We start from the raw sequence: 19,059 nt of genomic DNA, 5'->3' as shown, positions 1-19,059 counted from the left end.
CGCCGCCGCTTCGGTGTTGCGATGCGGCACGGGTGGAAACGGGCATAATAGCCGCGCTTTCCACCTATCCATCAGGGGTTTCATCATGCGATCGACGATGCGCTTCATCGCGCTGGGTTTGGCCGGCTTCATGCTGGTGGCCTGCTCGCACAAGGACAAGAACGCACCGCTGGCTTTCGTACCTGCCGACACGCCGTATGCGGTGGCCAACCTGGCGACGCTGGACGATGACACCCGCACCGCCCTGCTGACCCAGGCCGACGCGCAGTTGCCGGCCCAACTGGCCCAGCTCAATGCCATGGCTGACGACATGGCCGCCAAGGATCCGGATACCGCGCGCCTGCTGCGCGCGTTCGGCACCGAGCTGAAAGGCCAGACCATCGAAACCTTTGCCGCACACGCCGGCATCGACGTGAAGGGCCGTGCCGCGTTTTACGGCCTGGGCCTGGCTCCGGTGCTGCGGTTCGACCTCAGCGACCCGGCGATGTTCGAGGGGTTCGTCACCCGGCTCGAAACCGCCTACGGCAAGAAACTCGATACCGCGCAGGAAGACAAGCAGGCTTATCGTCGCCACGTTTCCACCGCGTCGGGCACCGAGGTGATCCTGGCCATCGTCGGCAAGCAGGCCGTCATCGCCCTGCTGCCCGACACGGCGACACCGAGCCTGCTGCGTCAGGCGCTGGGCCTGGATCGGCCGAAAAAGAGCCTGCAGGATGATGGCCGCCTGAAGACCCTGGCCAAGGCCAAGGGCTACAAGGACTGGCTGGTCGGCCAGCTGGATCTGACCCGCGCCCTGCCGCTGCTGGCCAGTGGCAACGACCCGTTGTTCGGCGCCATCGAGAAGGCCCGGGCCAAGGCCGAGTCGGCCAAGACCGGTGAACCGGTGGCCAACCAGTTGCAGACGCCGCCCAGCTGCGCCATCGACGCGGCGCGCATCGCCGCCCGCGTGCCTGCGATGAGCTTTGGCTACACGCGGCTCGACCCGAAACACCAGGATGCCCGCTTCGACATCGCGTTGGCACCTGACATCAGCGAGGCCTTTGCCAAGCTCAAGGTGGATCTGCCAGGTCTGGGCACGGCCGGCACCGCGCCGTTCGACCTCAGCATTGCGCTGCCGGTCATGTCCTTGCGCACGTTCTGGTCGGCACAGGCCGATGCGGTAGCCGCCAAGCCATTCACCTGCCCCAAGCTGACCGATCTCAATGACGAGTTCGCCAAGCTCGGCGCCGCCATGCAGCAGGCAGCCATTCCGCCGTTCGGCGACATGCTCGGTTTGCGGGTGGCGCTGGACACCATGGTGGCCGCGAAAAACACCTCGCTGCCGACCTTCAGCGGACGCTTTGTGCTGGCCACCTCCAACCCCACCGGCCTGCTCGCCACCGGCCAGATGATGGTGCCGTCGCTGGCGCGGCTGAAACTCGCCGCGGACAGCAAGCCGGTACCGCTGCCGCAGGACCTGGCGAACATGGTGGGTCAGCCGGCGTGGCTGGCCATGAATCCGCATGCACTGGCCATCGGCATCGGTGCCGGCGAAGACGCCAAGCTCGCCGAAACCCTGAACACGCCGGTGGGCGACGCCGGGCGCATGCTGCGCATGCACCTGAACGGCGCGATGTACCTGAGCTGGCTGCAACTGATGGAGGACAAGGCCGACAGCCTGGCCGCCGCAACTGCGACCATCAGTCGCGGCGACGACTCCTCGCTGGGTGCCGACAACGATGACGCGGCAACCGAGGCCGCCGCCAACGCGGCTCGTTCCAAAGCCCAGTTCGCCGTCATGAAGGCCCAGGCCGAGCGCGTCGACAGTATCGACGCGGAAATGCACGTCGACGACGATGGCATGGTGATCACTAGCCAGACCGTCCTGAAATAGCCGCTTTCCGCCGCCCGGCGCCGCCTTTGGCGCCAGTGCGGCCGGACCGGTCGACTTCCGCGCCGCAGGCTCTAAGATGAGCACTACTTCTTCAGGAGCTCATCATGCAAAGCGGCAATCCGGCCATCAACAAGAACACCTTCCTGGACGCGGCCAGCGGCGCTCTGGTTGCCCATGACGACAGCACCATGACGATCAACGGCACGGTCAACAAGACCGGGCTGCTGCTGATCCTGGTGCTGGTCGGGGCGATGTACAGCTGGAGCCGTTTCAGCGGCCCGGAGAGTGCGCCCGCGCTCTATCCGCTGATTCTCGGCGGCGCGATCGGCGGCCTGATCCTGGCCCTGGTCACCACCTTCAAGAAAACCTGGGCGCCGTTCACCGCACCGCTGTACGCGTTGGTGGAAGGCGTCTTCATCGGCGCGCTGTCGGCCATTTTCGAAGTACGTTTTCCCGGCATCGTGATGCAGGCCGTCGGCCTCACCTTCGGCACCATGGCGGCGCTGCTGCTGGCGTACCGCAGCGGGCTGATCCGCGCCACCGAGAAATTCAAGCTGGGCGTGGTCGCGGCCACCGGCGGCGTGCTTCTTCTCTATCTCGCCAATTTCGTGATGGGCTTCTTCGGCCACTCGATGGATTTCATCAGCGGCAACAGCACCCTGGGCATCGGCTTCAGTATCGTGGTGGTGATCATCGCCGCACTGAACCTGGTGCTTGATTTCGACCTGATCGAAACCGGCGCCCGGTCGGGCGCGCCGAAGTACATGGAGTGGTACGGCGCGTTCGCGCTGGTGGTGACGCTGGTCTGGCTGTATCTGGAATTGCTGCGCCTGCTGTCGAAACTGCAGTCGCGCAATTGATCCCGTAACGGCAGGAAAACATGCACGTAACTCTCTCTTCGCGTCGGTGATCGCGGGCTGAACCGGAGCTTTTCGTGCCCACGCGAGGTTCACGGCGCGGCTGTTGCCATGTGCTCACGGACGCCGGGATGTTGGCGACCGGCTGTCATATCGACAGATCCCCCCCACCGCAGGAGAGAGCCCATGCGTAACCAGTCCATGATTCGTCGCACCGTGTTGGCCGCTGGCCTGACCGCCGCATTTGCGCTGATTCCGCTCAGCCAGGTCGCGGCACAGGATGCCAGCGCCAACGACTCAATGCAGCACAGCAACCAGACCGTGCCGGACAAGGCGGCCGATGCCTGGATCACCACCAAGGTCAAATCCGAGTTCGGCACCAGCAAGACCGTGAAGGCGACCGACATATCGGTCACCACCGTTGATGGCACGGTCTCCCTCAGTGGCACCGTCGGTTCGGCGCAGGAAAAGCTGGACGCGGTTCGCGTGGCCAAGTCCGTCAAGGGCGTCAAGAGCGTGGATGCCAGCGGCATAACGGTGAATGCGTCGGCTGGCCAGTAAAACAACAGCTGTCGTCAGCTGTGGGGCCGCGGTGATGCGGCAAAAAAAGGGAGCCCTCACGGCTCCCTTTTTTTGGCAAGCAGTCTGCGAAGTTCAGCGATTCAGCAGATTGCTGCCCGAGCCGAGGTTGTTCGGGTCGCGGTCCTCCTCCAGCGCCACGCCGTCGAGCCCCTGCGCGAGGGTGTGCGCATCGCCACCTTGCGCCAGCTTGATGCGCAAACGCACCTCGTTGGCACTGTCGGCATAGCGCAATGCGTCCTCGTAGGAAATCTCGCCGGCTTGATAAAGCTCGATCAGGCTCTGGTCGAAGGTCTTCATGCCGAGCAAGGTGGATTCCTTCATCACCTCCTTCAGCTTGTGGATGTCGCCCTGGCGGATGTAGTCCTGCACCAGTGGCGTACCCAGCAGTATCTCCACCGCCACCCGCCGCGACTTGCCGTCGGGCGTGGGAATCAGCATCTGCGCCACGATGCCTTTCAGGTTGAGCGAAAGATCCATCAGCAACTGCTGGCGGCGGTCTTCCGAGAAAAAATGCAGGATGCGATCCATCGCCTGGTTGGCGTTGTTGGCGTGCAGGGTGCACAGCACCAGATGGCCGGTTTCGGCGAACGCGATCGCGTGGTCCATGCCTTCGCGCGTGCGGATTTCGCCGATCATGATCACGTCCGGCGCCTGGCGCAGCGTGTTCTTCAGCGCGTTGTCCCAGCTGTCGGTATCGATGCCGACTTCTCGCTGGGTGATGATGCAGCCCTCGTGCTTGTGCACGTATTCGATCGGGTCCTCGATGGTGATGATGTGGCCGGTCGAGTTGGCATTGCGGTAGCCGATCATCGCGGCCAGCGAGGTCGATTTGCCCGAGCCGGTGGCGCCCACGAAAACGATGATGCCGCGCTTGGTCATCGCCAGCTGCTTGATCACCGGTGGCAGGTTCAATTCCTCCGGCGTGGGGATCTTCGACTCGATCCGGCGCAACACCATGCCCACGCAATTGCGCTGGTAGAAACACGAGACACGGAAGCGGCCCACGCCCTGCGCGGAAATCGCGAACTGGCATTCGTGGGTTTTCTCGAACTCCTCGCGCTGCCCCGGCGTCATCACGTTCAACACCATGTCACGCGCCTGCTGCACCGACAGCGGGCTCTGCGTGATCGGCACGATGCGCCCCTGCACCTTCATCGACGGCGCCACACCGGCGGTGATGAAAAGGTCCGATGCCTTCTTGTGCACCATCAGTTTCAGGAACGAGGTGAAATCGAAATCGCTCATGGCTGTACCCCGGGAATCGGGAATCGGGAGTGGGGAATCGGAAAACCGGCATCCGCCGCAAATTGGTATCCGGGGGCAGGAACGTTCAAGCCACGAGCGCGTGAAGCACGGTGCTTTTCAACGATTTCCGATTCCCGATGCCCGATTCCCGGCCTCACTTGAAACTGTCCTTGTTCTTCGCATACCCCTGCGCCTGCTGGCGTGACACCACGCCGCGCTTGACCAGGTCGAGCAGGCACTGGTCGAGGGTCTGCATGCCGAACTGCTGGCCGGTCTGGATCGACGAATACATCTGCGCCACCTTGTCCTCGCGGATCAGGTTGCGGATGGCCGGGATGCCCACCATGATCTCGTGCGCCGCGATACGGCCTCCACCCACCTTCTTCAGCAGCGACTGCGAGATCACCGCGCGAAGGCTCTCCGACAGCATCGAGCGCACCATGGGTTTTTCGCCCGCGGGGAACACGTCGATGATGCGGTCGATGGTCTTGGCCGCGGAACTCGTGTGCACGGTGGCAAACACCAAGTGGCCGGTTTCCGCCGCGGTCAGCGCCAGCCGGATGGTTTCCAGATCGCGCAATTCGCCGACCAGGATGTAGTCGGGATCCTCGCGCAGCGCCGAGCGCAGCGCCTCGTTGAAACCGTGCGTGTCGCGATGCACCTCGCGCTGGTTGACCAGGCACTTCTGCGAGGTATGCACGAACTCGATCGGGTCCTCGACCGTCAGCATGTGGCCGTATTCGGTCTTGTTGATGTGGTCGACCATCGCCGCCAGCGTGGTGGACTTGCCCGAGCCGGTCGGCCCGGTCACCAGGATCAGGCCCTGCGGCTGCTCGATCAGCTCCTTGAAGATGCGCGGGCAGCCCAGATCCTCCAGCGTCAGCACTTCGGACGGAATGGTGCGGAACACGGCGCCGGCGCCGCGGTTCTGGGTGAACGCGTTGACGCGGAAACGCGCCAGGCCGGGAATCTCGAACGAGAAGTCGGTCTCGTAGAACTCCTCGTAATCGCGCCGCTGCTTGTCCGACATGATGTCGTAGATCAGCGAGTGCACTTCCTTGTGTTCCAGTGCCGGGATGTTGATGCGGCGGACGTCGCCGTCGACGCGAATCATCGGCGGCAGGCCCGCGGAAAGGTGCAAATCCGAAGCCTTGTTTTTCACCGAGAACGCAAGCAGTTCGGCAATGTCCATCTATCGTTCCCCTCAAAACCGATCGTCTGGATGCATGGATTGGTGCCGCATGAAACGGGGGCGAAGTTCACCGGGGCGACCCTCGCCAGCGCAGACGCCGGCGCGATCCGACAACCGGGTACCCCTTCCCCTTGCGACCGCTTCGATACTACTCGCGCAAGCCGCTGCGCGGCCACTGTTTCCCGGGTGGACATTGCAAACTTTCGACGCAGTTTGCACGTGGCGCCAGGGTAGCCGTCCGACGACGCCAGCATGCCGGCCGTTTTCCCCGCCATGGCCGGCTCGGTTAGGCTAGGCAGCCCGGCGTGCAAAACCGGGCAGCCGCCACTTCAAGCGTTTCGGTATAGATGTACAGATCTCACTTTCGGCGCGACGCACCGCCGGGAGCGGTCATCGGCAACAAGGCAAAAAAGGCGCCTGCAGCAGGCATCGCGGCAAGGCCCATCAACGAGGATTTTCATGACACAGATTGCTTTCATCGGCGGCGGCAACATGGCGCGCAGCCTGATCGGCGGATTGTTGAAGCATGGCGCTGCCCCGGGCGACATCAACGTTGCCGAGCCCATGGCCGCGGCCCGCGAGGCGTTGACGCGCGACCTGGGCGTGACCTGCCATGGTGACAACAAGGCCGCCGCAGCCGGCGCCGATGTGGTCGTGCTGGCAGTAAAACCCCAGGTCATGCCGGCCATCCAGGGCGACCTGCGCGACATCCTGCAGACCAAGTCACCCCTGCTCATCTCGATCGCTGCCGGCGTGCGCATCGACCAGCTTGAACGCTGGTTTGGCGCTTTGCCGATCGTGCGTTGCATGCCCAATACGCCCGCGTTGATCGGCGCGGGCGCCACCGGGCTGTACGCCAATGCGGCGGTCAGCGCGGCGCAAAAGGCCAAGGCGCAGGAAGTTCTGGGTACCGCCGGCGTCACCCGCTGGATCGACGATGAGGCCCTGATGGATACGGTCACGGCATTGTCCGGCTCGGGCCCCGCGTATTTCTTTGCCATGGTCGAGGCGATGGAAGCCGCGGCCGTGGCGCAGGGCCTGCCGCGCGACGCAGCGCGCGCGCTGGCCGCACAGACCTGCCTGGGCGCCGGCCGCATGCTGACGGAAGGCGGCGAAGACGCGGCCACCTTGCGCCAGCGCGTCACCTCACCCAACGGCACCACGCAGGCCGCGCTGGAGAGCTTTGCCGCCGACGGTCTGCCCCTCATTGTGGCCAATGCCATGGGCGCGGCCAGGAAGCGCGGCGTCGAACTTGCCGCCAGCCTGGATGAGCCAACGTGAGCTACCTGCTGAATGCCCTGGGCCTGCTGATCGAACTGGCCTTCAATGCCGCCGTCACCCTGCTCCTGCTACGAGTGCTGGCCGAAGCCTGCCGGGCGGATTTCCACAATCCGCTGAGCCAGTTCGTCTATCGCTACACCAACCCGGTACTGGCGCCAGTGCGGCGGGTGATCCCCAACTGGCGGCGGATCAACCTGGCCGCCCTGCTGCTGGCATGGCTGGCGATGCTGCTGAAACGCTGGGTGTTGTTCGCGGTGACGGGCATGATGCCCGGAGTGGCCGGGTTGCTGGTTTTGTCGCTGGCCGAGCTGCTCGATTTCGCGCTGATGTTCTACCTGATCCTGGTTTTCGCGTGGTCGTTGCTGAGCATGTTCGCGGTCGACCAGCGCCATCCGGTGCTGCGGTTGCTGGATGCCATCGTGGCGCCGTTGATGCGGCCGCTGCGCGGGCGGCTGGTCGTGGGCATGATCGATTTCGCGCCGATGGCGGTGATGATCGCTCTGCTGCTGGCGCGCATGCTGATCGCCGCGCCACTGCTGGATCTGGGCATGCGGCTGGCATTGGCGCGTTGAGCTTTACCTGATGCCGGCGCCTGATTGAAGCCGGTTCAGCGGAGCGCCCATGCGGTGATGATGCGATGGATTTCGTCCAGCCCATCGAACAACGCGGCTGGCCCCGGCTGCAGAATGATCGGCGACTTGATCTCGTACAGGTCGCCGGTCTGCACCGCGGGAATCGCGTCCCAGCCCGCTCGTGCCGCGACTTTCTGCGGCCGGAAACGCTTGCCGCACCATGAGCCGAGGATGATATCCGGCGCGCGCCGCACCACCTCGTCGCCGTTGGGCAGGATGCGCTGTTTGGCCAGCGGCTCGCGGGCCAGCTCGGGGAAACAGTCGTCACCGCCGGCGATGCCGATGATCTCGGCGACCCAACGGATGCCGGTGATGATGGGCTCGTCCCATTCCTCGAAATACACTTTCGGCCGCCGCGGCAAGCTGGCGACGGCAGCGCGGATATCGGCCAGGTGCTGCTCCGCCTGCTGTGCATACGCCTCGGCTTTGGCGGCCGCGCCCACCATCGCGCCCAGCCGGCGGATATAGGCGAGGATGCCGTCCACGCTGCGATGGTTGCTGATCCACACCTCGACACCCGCCTTGATCAGCTCGCGCGCGATGTCGGCCTGGATGTCGGAGAAGCCGATCGCCAGGTCGGGCTCCAGCTTCAGGATCTCACCGATTTTCGCGCTGGTGAAAGCCGAAACCTTGGGCTTTTCCCGCCGCGCCTGCGGTGGACGCACGGTGAAACCGGAGATGCCGACGATGCGGTGCGCCTCGCCCAACGCGTAGAGCACCTCGGTAGGTTCCTCGGTAAGGCAGACGATGCGTTGGGGGTAGGCGTCGGGCATGTATGGCGTCAGACACATGGCGTGCAGCGGCATGGCCCGGGTCGTCAGCATCCCAGGACCGTCACGGTGACCTTGCGCTGATGCGGGTGCGTCCGATGCTCCCACAGGTAGATGCCCTGCCAGGTGCCCAACCGCAGGCGACCGCCGCCAACGGGCACAGTGAGGCTTACCCCGCTGAGGATCGAACGGATATGCGCGGGCATGTCGTCCGGGCCCTCCGCGTCGTGGCGGAACATCGGATCACCATCGGGTACGACGCGCGCCATCCAGCGCTCCAGGTCGCCGCGTACCGAGGGATCGGCGTTTTCGCAGATCAACAACGAGCAACTGGTGTGCGCCGTGAACACCTGCGCGATACCCTTCTGCACGCCGCTGGCGGCCACCAGGTCGGCTACGTCGCGAGTGATCTCGCTGAAACCGCGGCCACGGGTCGCGACCGTGAAGCCGTTCTGGTCGACCAGCCGACCGGGTTGGGCGCCGCCGTTCATGGGTACAACAGGCGATGGGTCCAGGTCTGGCCGTGGCGGTTCCAGCGCACGCGTTCGTGCAGGCGGAATTCCGCGCCGTACCAGAACTCCAGCGTGTCGGGCTCGACCACGAAGCCGCCCCAGTGCGGCGGGCGGCTGACGTCGCGGCCGGCGAATTCCTGTTCGTAGCGTTCCACCCGCTGCTCGAAAGTCTGTCGATCAGGCAGCGTTTGCGATTGCAGCGACGCCCAGGCACCGATCTGGCTGCCGCGCGCGCGGGTGGCGAAATAGGCGTCGGATTCTTCGTCCTGCAATTTGCGGGCATGGCCTTCCACGCGCACCTGCACACCGTGGCGGATCTGCTTCCAGTGAAAGCACAACGCCACCTGCGGGTGCGCTTCCAGTTGGGAGCCCTTGTCGCTCGCGTAATTGGTGAAGAAGCGGAACCCGCGCTCATCCACGCCCTTGAGCAGCACGATGCGTGAAGCCACGCGGCCGGAAGCATCCACCGTGGCAAGGTTCATCGCGGTCGGCTCGGGGTCGCCGCTGGCCCGGGCCTCCTCCAGCAACTGCTGGAAAATGTGCAACATCTCGGAATTAAGCATGGCTTTTGAAACTTTTCCTTGAATCGTGGCCCGCGCGCGCCATCATGGGGCAGATGGATACCTCACATATTAGCTCAATCCCCCCCCCAGCCCGCGCCACACGGCGGGGATCCGCCGCCCGCTGCACGGTGCTGCCGCACGTCACGGCGCGGTACGAATGAAGGCTCTCGCGGACACCCAGAACGAGGCACTTGCCGGCCACTTGCTGGATCACTACGCCGGCCGCATCGCCCGTTCGCGGCGGCCATACGTGCTTGCGCTTTCCGGCCTGCAGGGCAGCGGCAAGAGCACCCTGGCGCGGGTGATGAAGGCACAGGCCGAGGCGCGCGGCTGGGCCACCGAAGTGCTTTCGCTGGACGATTTCTACTACGCCCGCAGCGAACGCGAGGCGTTGTCCCAACAGGTGCATCCGCTGCTCCGCACGCGCGGCGTGCCGGGCACCCACGAGATCGAGTTGCTGATGTCGGTGCTGGCGGCGCTGCCGCATGCGTCGGACAAGCTGCCGGTAACCCATCCGCGTTTCGACAAGGGCCGCGACACCCGTTTTCCACCGTCGCGCTGGCCGCGCATCAAGCGCGCGCCGAAGTTGGTGATCGTGGAAGGCTGGGCGCTGGGCATCCGGCCGCAGGCGCAATCGGCGCTGCTCCCCCCGATCAACGACCTGGAACGCCGTGAAGACGCCGACGGAAGCTGGCGCCGCTGGGTGAACAAGCAATTGCGCAGTTACCAGCCGCTATGGCGCAAATTCGACGCGCTGATCGTGCTGCAGGCACCGGACTGGAACATCGTGCGCCGCTGGCGCGGCCAGCAGGAGGAGGATTTGATGGCCCGCCATGCGCCGCTGGCGATGGATGCGGACGCCATGGATCGCTTCCTGTCGCACTTCGAACGACTGAGCCGCCACGCCCTGGCCACCCTGCCCGCGCTGGCCGACAGCTGCGTGGAGTACGACGACGAGCGCCACGTCACCGGCCTCAGCCACGATTGAGCCCGCGCTTTCGGGGCTCGGGACAGGGTTGCCTGCCCCGCCCCGAACATCCCGCCGAATCAGTCGACGACGAAGTTGACCTTCATGTTGACGCGCCACTCGGTCACCGTGCCGTCGTCCCTGGTAACCACCTTGATCTCGTTGACCCAGGCGCCCTTGATGTTCTTGACCGACTCCGCCGCCTTCTTCAAACCGTGCTGCACGGCGTCTTCCACGCCCTTGCTGGACGAAGCGTTGATTTCAATGACCTTGGCTACCGACATGGCGTCAATCTCCGATTGAATCGTGCAAGCGGCACGATGCGCTCCCCCATCCTGAAGCCCGAGTCTGGCCCGCGCTCCGTGCGGGTGACAAGCCGCATTGCAAAATCACCTTACGTTGACGCTTCAACCTGCACGGCGGTGCCGTAGGCAAGCACTTCGGTAACACCCTGGCCCACGTCGTTGGCGTCATAGCGCATCCCCACCACGCCGTTGGCACCCATCGCCGCGGCGTGCTGCAGCATCAGCTCGTACGCTTCCTCGCGTGCCTTCTCGCACAGCTCGGTATAGATCGAGATATTGCCGCCCACGATGGTCTGCAATGCCGCACCGATATTGCCGACCACGCTGCGCGAACGCACCGTGATGCCGCGCACGATGCCCAGCGAACGCACGATGCGGTAGTCGGGAATGTCGTTGGTGGTACTGACCTGATGATGCGGAACGGTGCTGGCCATGACGGTTCTCCGTAGTGGGTCACTTGTCGAGCAACGCAGCGTAGCCGGCACGCGAATCCGGCCATTGCGGCACCCAGCCGCTGGCGCGCAAGCGGGCATTGCCGAGCCGCTTGCTGCCGACACCGGCCGGCGCCGGCCCCTCGGCCGGCAAGGGTGCGCCGGCCAGGCGGGCCAGATGATCGTAAAGCACAGCCAGCGGCAACGGTGTGTCATCCACGCCCAGGTACAGCGACTGCGCCGCGGGGAGCGTCAGCAGATGCGTGATCGCGGCTGCGGCATCGTCGACGTGGATGCGGTTGGCCCAGTGCGGATGCTCACGCGGTACCTGCACCTGCCCGGCGCGCAGCCGTTCGACCAGTTGCAGCCGACCCGGCCCGTACAAACCAGCCAACCGCAGCGTTACCGACGAAACGGGCTGCGCCGCGAGCCAATGCTCGGCGTCCATCAAGGCCTTTCCATTGAAGCCCGGCGGCGCCGGCGCGGTGGTTTCATCCACCCACTCGCCGCCGTGCGCGCCATAAACCGCCGTGGACGAAACAAACAGCACCCGCCGCAGCGCGTCGGCGTCCAGCGCCTGCAGCAGATGCCGCAAGCCGTCAACGAAGGTGGCGCGATAGGCCGCCTCGTCGCGCCGGTCGGGCGTGGGCAGGTAGACCAGCCGGGTGATTCCGGACGGCAGGTCGCGCAGCGTTTCGGCTTGGCGCAAATCGGCGCGCAGCCAATGGATGCCGCTGGTGTCACCGACCGGCGGCGTCCGCCGCAGCGCCCAGACACGGTCGCCACGGCCCAGCAGTTGCCGCGCCACGCGCAAGCCCAGATCGCCACAACCAGCCAGTAAAACGCGTTCGATCATATCAGCTTCTGCTGCTAAAGTTCACGGATGAATCCGTCGTCCAGCCTCTTTCTCATCGGCCCCACCGGCGCGGGAAAAACCTCCGTCGGGCGGCGGCTGGCCAGTCATTATGGCCTCTCGTTCATCGACCTGGATCAGGAGATCGAGCGACAGACCGGCGTGGACATCCCCACCATCTTCGAGATCGAGGGCGAGGCGGGTTTCCGCCAGCGCGAGGGCCTGCTGCTGGATGCCATCACCGCCCGCGGCGACATCTTGCTGGCCACCGGCGCCGGTGCCGTGCTGGACCCGGCAAACGCCGACAGGCTGGCCACGCGTGGCTTTGTGGTGTGGCTGCAGGCCAGCATCGGGCAACAACTGGAACGGCTGGAGCGCGACACCCATCGGCCACTGCTGGCCGGCACGGATCGCCGCGCACGGCTGCAGTCAATGGCGGAAATCCGCGAGCCGCTGTATCGCCAGATGGCCGACCTCGCCATCCCCGGCGGCAGCACCACCGTCGCCACGGCGGGCGACCGCTGCATCGATCTGATCAACCACCACTGGCAGCGCCAACCCATCAGGCCATCGCAAACCGCATGAACGATTCGCACCCCACCACCACGATTGACGTTGCCCTCGGCGAGCGCCGCTACCCGGTCTGGATCGGGCACAACCTGCTCGCCGACCGCGACCGCTGGCGCGCCATGCTGCGCGGCCGGCATGCGTTGGTGATCAGCAACACCACCGTCGCGCCGTTGTACCTGCAGCGCGTGACGCAGGGGCTGGAGGGGTTGGATTGGTCATCGTTCCTGCTGGACGACGGCGAATCGCACAAATCGTTTTCCAACGTGGAGCGCGCGCTGCAGGCACTGGCCGACCTGGGTGCCACCCGCGATGCCTGCGTGATCGCGCTGGGCGGCGGCGTGGTGGGTGACCTGGCCGGCTTCAGCGCCGCGTGCTGGATGCGCGGCATCGACTTCATCCAGATGCCGACCACGCTGCTGGCGATGGTGGATTCCTCGGTGGGCGGGAAGACCGGCGTCAACCTGCCCGCGGGCAAGAACCTCGTCGGTGCCTTCCACCAGCCGCGCGCCGTGGTAGCCGACATCGACACCCTGGCCAGCCTGCCCGAGCGCGAATACAGTGCCGGCCTGGCCGAAGTGGTGAAAGGCGCCGCGATCGGTGATGTACCTTTCTTCGAATGGCTGGAAGAACACGCCGACGCCTTGATGGCCCACGACACCGCGCTGGTGATCGAAGCCATCGCCCGCAAGGTGCGCTACAAGGCCGGCGTGGTGTCCCGCGACGAAACCGAACAGGGCGAGCGCGCCTTGCTCAACTGGGGCCACACCTTCGGCCATGCGCTGGAAACCGCCGGCCACTACACCACCCTGCTGCACGGCGAAGGCGTGGCAGTGGGCATGGTGCTGGCCGCGAAGATGTCCGAGCGGCTGGGCATGAGCGAGGCGGTCGACCGCGAACGGCTGCAGCGCCTGCTGCAGCGACTGGGGTTGCCCACGACGGTGCCCGCCGGCATGGACCCGCAGCACCTGCTGGAGCTGATGCGGCTGGACAAGAAGAACGCCAACGGCCAGCTGCGCCTGATCCTGTGGCGCGGTATCGGCAAGGCCGAAATCGTCGGTGGCGTGGATGAAACCGAGGTACTGGCCGTGCTGCAGGCGGCCATGCCGGCCTAGCGCGGCGTCGGGCAGGTCGGCAGTGCGATAAACTCCGCGGTCCGGCAACGCGCCTTGCTCCATTCTGGAAACCATGCGCCTCTACCTGCAAACCGTGCCCGTCAACGCCGACGCGCCACGCTATGTCCAGATCACGCTGGAGCAGGACCTGCTCGGCGGCTGGACGCTGTACCGCGAATCCGGCACGCAGGGTGGCCGCGCCACGCTCAAGCGCGAGCAATATCTGGAGCGCGACGAGGCCATTGCCGCCTTCGAGAAAACCCGCGACGCGCAACTCAAGCGCGGCTTCCGCCTGATGTTCAGCCAAGGCCAGGAAGGCCCCTACGGACGTTGAAATGACCGACGCGTTGAAAAACGACCGCTTCCTGCGCGCGCTGCGCCGCGAAGCCACCGACACCACGCCCATCTGGGTGATGCGCCAGGCCGGCCGCTACCTGCCCGAATACCGCGCCACCCGCGAACGCGCCGGCAGCTTCATGGGGCTGGCGCAGAACCCCGAATTCGCCTGCGAAGTGACGCTGCAGCCGCTGGAACGGTTCGATCTCGATGCGGCGATCCTGTTCTCCGACATCCTCACCATTCCCGACGCGATGGGCCTGGGCCTGTCGTTTGCGCAAGGGGAAGGCCCGCAGTTCGCGCATCCCGTGCGCACGGCGGCCGATATCGCGAAACTCGCGGTGCCCGACATGGACGGCGAACTGCGCTACGTGATGGACGCCGTGCGGCTGATCCGGCAGGAGCTGCACGGCCGCGTGCCGCTGATCGGCTTCTCCGGCAGCCCGTGGACGCTGGCCTGCTACATGGTCGAAGGCCGTGGCTCGAAGGACTTCGCCACGCTCAAGAGCCTGTGCTGGAACGAGCCGAAACTCGCCCACCAACTGCTCAACACCCTGGCCCGCTCCGTTGCCGCCTACCTGATCGCGCAGGCTCACGCGGGCGCGCAGGCGTTGATGATTTTCGACACCTGGGGCGGCCTGCTCGGCCCGGCCCCGTTCCGCGAATTTTCGCTGCGCTACATGACCTCGATCGTGGCCGCATTGAAAGCCGACCCGGCTTCGCGCGACTTGCCCGTGACGCTGTTTTCCAAGGGCGCCGGCCAGCATCTCGCGGAAATGGCCGACAGCGGCTGCGCCGCGCTCGGCGTCGACTGGACGATGGACCTGGCCGACGCACGCCGTGCCGTAGCCGGCAAGGTCGCGCTGCAAGGCAACCTCGATCCGGCCGTGATGCGCGCCAGCCCCGAGGTGATCCGCCGCGAGGTACGCGCCGTGATGGACAGCTACGGCAACCATCCCGGCCATGTGTTCAACCTGGGCCACGGCATCACGCCCGAGGTCGAGCCCGAGCACGTCAAAGTACTGGTCGATGAAGTGCACGCTTACGGACGCACGCTGCGCCGCTGAACATCTTCCAGGGAGCACACCATGGTGTGGCTGGTCACCAAATACCTGATCACCGCCGCCGTCGTGGTGCTCGTCTCCGAAGTCGCCAAACGCAGCGACCGCCTCGGCGGCCTGATCGCCGCGCTGCCACTGGTCACCGTGCTGGCGCTGATCTGGTTGCAGGTCGAGCGCCAGCCGCAGGTGAAAATCGCGAACCACGCCTGGTACACCTTCTGGTACGTGGTGCCGACGTTGCCGATGTTCCTGGCGTTTCCAGTGTTGTTGCCACGGCTCGGTTTCTGGCCAACGCTGCTGTCGTGCGTGGTGATCACGCTGGTGTGCTTCTGGCTGTTTGCGCTGCTGGTGCGGCGGTTCGGCATCGAACTGCTTTAAGACCTGACTGGCATCGTGGGATAACCCATCGCAGGCTCGCCGCTCACCACGCCTGGCGCGTGTAAGGCGGCTTTGAGTGAGTCGCCTTTTGGCAGCCTCGCTCCCGCCCCGTACAATCATCGTTTTCCCCACTGATCCAAGCGCCGGCTCTGCCCGCGCCATCGAGCACACCCATGGAAAAGAGTTTCGAGCCCGCCCAGATCGAGTCGACGTGGTATGCGCGCTGGGAAGCCAGCGGCGCGTTCAAGCCGTCGGGCCAGGGCGAGCCGTATTGCATCCTGCTGCCGCCGCCGAACGTCACCGGCACGCTGCACATGGGACACGCGTTCCAGCAGACGGTGATGGACATGCTGGTGCGCTATCAGCGCATGCGCGGCATGAACACGCTGTGGCAGGTGGGCACCGATCACGCCGGCATCGCCACCCAGAAGATCGTGGAGAACCAGCTCGCCGTCGAGGAAAAGACCCGGCACGACCTGGGCCGCGAGGCCTTCATCGAGCGGGTGTGGAAATGGAAGGAGGAGTCCGGCTCCACCATCACCAACCAGATGCGCCGCATCGGTGCCGCCGCCGACTGGTCGCGCGAGCGCTTCACCATGGATGAAGGCCTTTCGGCCGCCGTGCGCAAGGTGTTCATCGACTGGTATCGCGCCGGCCTGATCTATCGCGGCAACCGGTTGGTGAACTGGGACCCGGTACTGGGCACGGCGGTGTCGGATCTTGAAGTGAACAATGTCGAGCGGGACGGCCACATGTGGTCGATCCGCTACATGACCACCGATGGCGCCGCCTCGCTGGTGGTGGCCACCACGCGTCCGGAAACGATGTTGGGCGACGTCGCCGTGGCCGTGCATCCGGAGGACGAGCGCTACGCCCACCTGATCGGCCAACAACTGCACCTGCCCCTGACCGGCCGGCAGATTCCGGTGATCGCCGACGACTACGTTGATCGCGAATTCGGCACCGGCTGCGTGAAGATCACGCCCGCGCACGACTTCAACGATTACGCGGTGGGCCAGCGCCACAAACTGGCGCCGATCGAGATTTTCACGCTGGACGCGAAGGTCAACGACAACGCGCCGGCGAAATACCGCGGGCTCGATCGCTACGACGCACGCAAGGCGGTGCTGGCCGACCTCGAAGCCGCCGGCCTGCTGGTCGGGACCAAGCCGCACAAGCTGCAGGTGCCCGTGAGCCAGCGTTCCGACGCGGTGATCGAGCCGATGCTGACCGACCAGTGGTTCGTCGACCTCACCTCGGAGACGCTGGCCGATGGACGTCCAGGCGGCCGCAAGGCGATCACCGAACCTGCGCTGGATGCCGTGCGCTCGGGCGAAATCAAGTTCGTGCCCGAGAACTGGAGCACCACCTACACGCAATGGCTGGACAACATCCAGGACTGGTGCATCAGCCGCCAGCTGTGGTGGGGCCACCGCATCCCGGCGTGGTACGACGAGGCCGGCAACATCTTCGTGGGCGAGGACGAGGCCGACGCGCGCGCCAGCGCCACCACCGCACCGGTTGGTGCGCTGCGCCAGGACGAGGACGTGCTGGACACCTGGTTCTCCTCGGCGCTGTGGCCGTTCTCCACCCTGGGCTGGCCGGCCGATGGCCCGGTGAAGAACGAGCGCGGCGAAATCGTCGCCAACTGGGAACAGGACAAGATATTCCTGCCCAGCGCGGTGCTGGTCACCGGCTTCGACATCATCTTCTTCTGGGTCGCCCGCATGGTGATGGCGACCAAGTATTTCACTGGAAAAATTCCGTTCCGCGAGGTCTACATCAACGCCATCGTGCGCGATGCGGAAGGCCAGAAGATGTCCAAGTCCAAGGGCAACACGCTGGACCCGCTGGACCTGATCGACGGCATCGCGCTGGAGCCACTGGTGGAGAAATCCACCAAGTCCCTGCTGATCCCGCAGGTGCGCGCCAAGGTCGAGAAGCGCATCCGCAAGGACTACCCCGACGGCATCCCCGCGATCGGCACCGACGCGCTGCGCTTCACCTTCGCCGCGCTGGCCAGCTACAGCCGCACGATCAACTTCGACATCAAGCGCGCCGAAGGCTACAAGGCGTTCTGCAACAAGTTGTGGAATGCGGCGCGGTTCGTGTTGATGAATCTGCCCGAGGGCCAGATCGCCGCTCCCCAAGGCCTGCCCGCTACCGAGGCGGAGCGGTGGATTCTCACCCGCCTGAAGCAGACGCTGGCCGAGGTCGAGCAGCACTTCGTCAGCTACCGTTTCGACCATCTGGCGCAGGCGTTGTACGAGTTTGTGTGGAACGAGTACTGCGACTGGTTCCTGGAGCTGTCCAAGCCTGCGTTGAATGGCGATGATGCCGCTGCCGCCGCTTCCACCCGCCACACCTTGCTGGTGGTGCTGGAATCGGTGTTGCGCGCGCTGCATCCGGTGATCCCGTTCATCACTGAAGAAATCTGGAAGGATGTGGGACCAAAGCTCGGCCTCACCGAGGAAAGCCTGATCCACCGGCCGTGGCCGAAGGCCGACGACATCGCGGCGGATCACGCGGCGACGGGCGAGATCGAGTGGTTCAAGAACGTGTTGTCCGGCATCCGCAAGATCCGTTCGGAAATGAACATCTCGCCGGCCAAGACCATCCCGCTGCTGTTCGCCGACGGTGACGCCAGCGACCACGCGCGGGTGACCAAGTTCGCGGCGCAGATCAGCTTCCTCGCCCGTACCGAAACGCCGCAATGGATCGAAGCCGGCGCCGACGAACCGGCTTCGGCTGCCGCTGTGGTGGGCGCGCTGCGGGTGATGATTCCGCTGGCCGGGCTGATCGATCTGGAAGCGGAGAAGGTGCGCCTGGCCAAGGAGATCAGCCGCATCGAAGTCGAAATCAGGAAGTGCGAGGGCAAGCTGGGCAATGCCAACTTCGTGGCCAACGCCCCGGCCGAAGTCGTCGCCCAGGAGCGCCAGCGCATCACCGACTGGAACACCACGCTGGGCGCTCTGCGCGAGCAGGCGCAGAAGCTGGGCGGCTGAGCTCCCCTCCCCCGCTTGCGGGGGAGGGGCTGGGGGAGAGGGGCTTTTCGCGCCAGGCAGCAGGAGCGGAAGCGCCCTCGCCTATTTCTCGATATGGCTTGCAGCCAGATCGAGCGCCATCACGATCGCCTCTTCGCGTCCGTTACGTGCCGGGTAGTAGCGCGGCCGCCGACCGATCTCGCGAAACCCGATCGACGCGTACAGTGCCCGGGCATCGGCATTGGACGGCCGCACTTCCAGAAACACGCGCTCGGCGCCGTTCCAGCGCGCGCTGTCCAGCAGCCTGCGCAACAGGTAACGGCCCAGGCCCTGGCCGCGCCGTTGCGGGCTTATGCAGATGTTCAGCACATGCGCCTCGCCCGCGCCCATCGAAAGGATGCCGTAGCCCGCAGTGACGTCGTCCACGACCAGCACCCAGCACGGATAGCCAGCCTTGAGGCAATCGGCAAAGACGCCCGGCGACCAGGGGAATTCATACGAGGCCAGCTCGATCTCGCCAACAGCGACAAGATCGTCCGCCGTCATCGTGCGCAT

Annotated in this window: 21 protein-coding genes; 12 read left to right on the top strand and 9 right to left on the bottom strand. The window is 65.4% G+C overall.

Going from position 1 to position 19,059, the window contains the following annotated elements; genetic code table 11:
* The first annotated feature begins 85 nt into the window (after positions 1-85).
* The 3 genes from ASD22_RS00260 to ASD22_RS00250 all read left to right on the top strand — a co-directional run bounded on the left by ASD22_RS00260 (position 86) and on the right by ASD22_RS00250 (position 3,291).
* Positions 86-1,873, top strand: a complete 1,788-nt coding sequence (locus ASD22_RS00260; protein WP_056077370.1) for a hypothetical protein — start codon at positions 86-88, stop codon at positions 1,871-1,873.
* 104 nt (positions 1,874-1,977) lie between these two features.
* The gene (locus ASD22_RS00255; RefSeq protein WP_056077366.1) at positions 1,978-2,733 is read left to right on the top strand and encodes a Bax inhibitor-1/YccA family protein; all 756 of its coding nucleotides are present in this window, start codon (positions 1,978-1,980) and stop codon (positions 2,731-2,733) included.
* A gap of 183 nt (positions 2,734-2,916) precedes the next feature.
* A complete protein-coding gene (locus tag ASD22_RS00250) occupies positions 2,917-3,291 on the top strand; it encodes a BON domain-containing protein (RefSeq protein ID WP_056077362.1) in 375 nt (124 codons plus the stop codon).
* 93 nt (positions 3,292-3,384) lie between these two features.
* On the opposite strand, the gene ASD22_RS00245 is transcribed toward ASD22_RS00250, so the two are convergent.
* Both ASD22_RS00245 and ASD22_RS00240 read right to left on the bottom strand, forming a co-directional pair.
* Positions 3,385-4,557: a PilT/PilU family type 4a pilus ATPase gene (locus ASD22_RS00245; RefSeq protein WP_056077359.1), complete on the bottom strand. Its 1,173-nt coding sequence runs from the start codon at positions 4,555-4,557 to the stop codon at positions 3,385-3,387.
* 154 nt (positions 4,558-4,711) lie between these two features.
* Positions 4,712-5,749: a type IV pilus twitching motility protein PilT gene (locus tag ASD22_RS00240; protein WP_056077357.1), complete on the bottom strand. Its 1,038-nt coding sequence runs from the start codon at positions 5,747-5,749 to the stop codon at positions 4,712-4,714.
* A gap of 459 nt (positions 5,750-6,208) precedes the next feature.
* On the opposite strand from ASD22_RS00240, the gene proC reads away from it, so the two are divergent.
* Both proC and ASD22_RS00230 read left to right on the top strand, forming a co-directional pair.
* Positions 6,209-7,030, top strand: a complete 822-nt coding sequence (gene proC / locus ASD22_RS00235) for a pyrroline-5-carboxylate reductase (protein ID WP_056077354.1) — start codon at positions 6,209-6,211, stop codon at positions 7,028-7,030.
* The gene (locus tag ASD22_RS00230) at positions 7,027-7,602 is read left to right on the top strand and encodes a YggT family protein (protein WP_056077351.1); all 576 of its coding nucleotides are present in this window, start codon (positions 7,027-7,029) and stop codon (positions 7,600-7,602) included. The genes proC and ASD22_RS00230 overlap by 4 nt, the downstream gene beginning before the upstream one ends.
* 35 nt (positions 7,603-7,637) lie before the next feature.
* Here ASD22_RS00230 and ASD22_RS00225 read toward each other — a convergent pair whose 3' ends face one another.
* From ASD22_RS00225 to pdxH, 3 genes are read right to left on the bottom strand one after another with little or no spacing between them, the layout of a single operon-like run.
* Positions 7,638-8,435: an ABC transporter substrate-binding protein gene (locus tag ASD22_RS00225; protein WP_056080683.1), complete on the bottom strand. Its 798-nt coding sequence runs from the start codon at positions 8,433-8,435 to the stop codon at positions 7,638-7,640.
* A gap of 44 nt (positions 8,436-8,479) precedes the next feature.
* Positions 8,480-8,923, bottom strand: coding sequence for a secondary thiamine-phosphate synthase enzyme YjbQ (locus ASD22_RS00220; protein ID WP_056077347.1), 444 nt, complete (start codon positions 8,921-8,923; stop codon positions 8,480-8,482).
* Positions 8,920-9,507 carry a pyridoxamine 5'-phosphate oxidase gene (gene pdxH / locus ASD22_RS00215; protein ID WP_056077344.1) on the bottom strand — a complete coding sequence of 196 codons (588 nt, stop codon included), beginning with the start codon at positions 9,505-9,507 and terminating at the stop codon, positions 8,920-8,922. The genes ASD22_RS00220 and pdxH overlap by 4 nt, the downstream gene beginning before the upstream one ends.
* Positions 9,508-9,664: 157 nt before the next feature.
* On the opposite strand from pdxH, the gene ASD22_RS00210 reads away from it, so the two are divergent.
* Positions 9,665-10,495: a hypothetical protein gene (locus tag ASD22_RS00210; protein ID WP_056077340.1), complete on the top strand. Its 831-nt coding sequence runs from the start codon at positions 9,665-9,667 to the stop codon at positions 10,493-10,495.
* A 59-nt stretch (positions 10,496-10,554) separates the two neighbouring features.
* On the opposite strand, the gene ASD22_RS00205 is transcribed toward ASD22_RS00210, so the two are convergent.
* The 3 genes from ASD22_RS00205 to ASD22_RS00195 all read right to left on the bottom strand — a co-directional run bounded on the left by ASD22_RS00205 (position 10,555) and on the right by ASD22_RS00195 (position 12,066).
* The gene (locus ASD22_RS00205; RefSeq protein ID WP_007080015.1) at positions 10,555-10,758 is read right to left on the bottom strand and encodes a dodecin family protein; all 204 of its coding nucleotides are present in this window, start codon (positions 10,756-10,758) and stop codon (positions 10,555-10,557) included.
* Positions 10,759-10,868: 110 nt separating this feature from the next.
* Positions 10,869-11,213 carry a YbjQ family protein gene (locus ASD22_RS00200; RefSeq protein WP_056077337.1) on the bottom strand — a complete coding sequence of 115 codons (345 nt, stop codon included), beginning with the start codon at positions 11,211-11,213 and terminating at the stop codon, positions 10,869-10,871.
* A gap of 19 nt (positions 11,214-11,232) precedes the next feature.
* Positions 11,233-12,066, bottom strand: a complete 834-nt coding sequence (locus tag ASD22_RS00195) for an SDR family oxidoreductase (RefSeq protein WP_056077334.1) — start codon at positions 12,064-12,066, stop codon at positions 11,233-11,235.
* Between the two features lie 27 nt (positions 12,067-12,093).
* On the opposite strand from ASD22_RS00195, the gene ASD22_RS00190 reads away from it, so the two are divergent.
* From ASD22_RS00190 to ASD22_RS00165, 6 genes are all read left to right on the top strand, one after another.
* Positions 12,094-12,648, top strand: a complete 555-nt coding sequence (locus ASD22_RS00190) for a shikimate kinase (RefSeq protein WP_056077331.1) — start codon at positions 12,094-12,096, stop codon at positions 12,646-12,648.
* Entirely contained in the window at positions 12,645-13,745 is a 1,101-nt protein-coding gene (gene aroB / locus ASD22_RS00185) for a 3-dehydroquinate synthase (RefSeq protein WP_056077328.1), read from the top strand. Before ASD22_RS00190 ends, aroB begins: the two co-directional genes overlap by 4 nt.
* 73 nt (positions 13,746-13,818) lie before the next feature.
* Positions 13,819-14,079 carry a WGR domain-containing protein gene (locus ASD22_RS00180; protein ID WP_056077325.1) on the top strand — a complete coding sequence of 87 codons (261 nt, stop codon included), beginning with the start codon at positions 13,819-13,821 and terminating at the stop codon, positions 14,077-14,079.
* A 1-nt stretch (position 14,080) separates the two neighbouring features.
* Complete coding sequence (gene hemE / locus ASD22_RS00175; protein WP_056077322.1) at positions 14,081-15,148, top strand: uroporphyrinogen decarboxylase; 1,068 nt, start codon at positions 14,081-14,083, stop codon at positions 15,146-15,148.
* A gap of 21 nt (positions 15,149-15,169) precedes the next feature.
* Positions 15,170-15,520: a DUF3147 family protein gene (locus ASD22_RS00170; RefSeq protein ID WP_056077320.1), complete on the top strand. Its 351-nt coding sequence runs from the start codon at positions 15,170-15,172 to the stop codon at positions 15,518-15,520.
* 173 nt (positions 15,521-15,693) lie between these two features.
* Positions 15,694-18,525, top strand: a complete 2,832-nt coding sequence (locus ASD22_RS00165) for a valine--tRNA ligase (protein ID WP_056077318.1) — start codon at positions 15,694-15,696, stop codon at positions 18,523-18,525.
* 81 nt (positions 18,526-18,606) lie between these two features.
* Here ASD22_RS00165 and rimI read toward each other — a convergent pair whose 3' ends face one another.
* Complete coding sequence (gene rimI, locus ASD22_RS00160; RefSeq protein ID WP_235577460.1) at positions 18,607-19,050, bottom strand: ribosomal protein S18-alanine N-acetyltransferase; 444 nt, start codon at positions 19,048-19,050, stop codon at positions 18,607-18,609.
* Between the last annotated feature and the right edge of the window lie 9 nt (positions 19,051-19,059).

Origin of the sequence: Rhodanobacter sp. Root480 (genome assembly GCF_001426645.1) — a bacterium.
GTDB classification, from domain to species: Bacteria; Pseudomonadota; Gammaproteobacteria; order Xanthomonadales; family Rhodanobacteraceae; genus Rhodanobacter; species Rhodanobacter ginsenosidimutans.
The sequence above is the reverse complement of the archived record's forward strand: the minus strand, read 5'-3'. Positions and strand labels throughout refer to the sequence as shown.